General features: G+C 39.8%; 1 protein-coding gene. It reads right to left on the bottom strand.

Annotated elements, in window-relative coordinates; translation table 11 throughout:
• Positions 1–60: 60 nt before the first annotated feature.
• Positions 61–568 (bottom strand): sporulation initiation phosphotransferase Sop0B (spo0B, locus tag RVS70_RS21890; protein ID WP_321134830.1); only part of this gene is annotated, 508 nt, incomplete at its 5' end.

Raw genomic sequence — 568 nt, 5'->3', positions numbered from 1 at the left:
CATATACTTTGACCTGATCTACAAACATAATGTCCTCCGTTCTAACCGTTAAAAACTCCGCTAGTCCAATCCAATTTCAATCAGACATTCGTGACTTGTGATTTCAAAACGCATGATATCAACTTCCTCATATCCATTCTGCCGAATATCATCAAAAGCAGATGGATCGGCAAAGGCGCCGTGGAAATCAAGGTACAGAATCAGCTGTCTATCAGGATGATCCGTATGAAGCGAAACCGTTAAATGATTTTCACTCTCTCTGCTGACTGCTTGATCAAACAGATGAAACAGCTTTCTCATCAGTTTCGCCAGCTTTTGGTCATATGACGACAAATCCTTAATTTCTCCAAGAACTTCATATTCAAGCGTCATATAATGGGTTTTCCAATTAAATGTAAGAAAATCAAACGCCAAATGCGGTGTTTTCAGGTTTGAGAGCTTTGATTCGTGCTTTGCGTCTATAACCATTTCTTCAATCATTTCAAAGACGCGGTCATACTTCTGTAAGCTTAAGTTTCCTTTAATCAGCTGCAGCTTATTCATCCAATCATGCCGGGAATGGCTAAGC

Origin of the sequence: Virgibacillus sp. M23 (assembly GCF_034190895.1) — a bacterium.
In the GTDB taxonomy this organism is placed as follows: domain Bacteria; phylum Bacillota; class Bacilli; order Bacillales; family Amphibacillaceae; genus Virgibacillus; species Virgibacillus salarius.
Note: the sequence above shows the minus strand (reverse complement) of the source record. Positions and strands in the feature narration are given on the sequence as shown.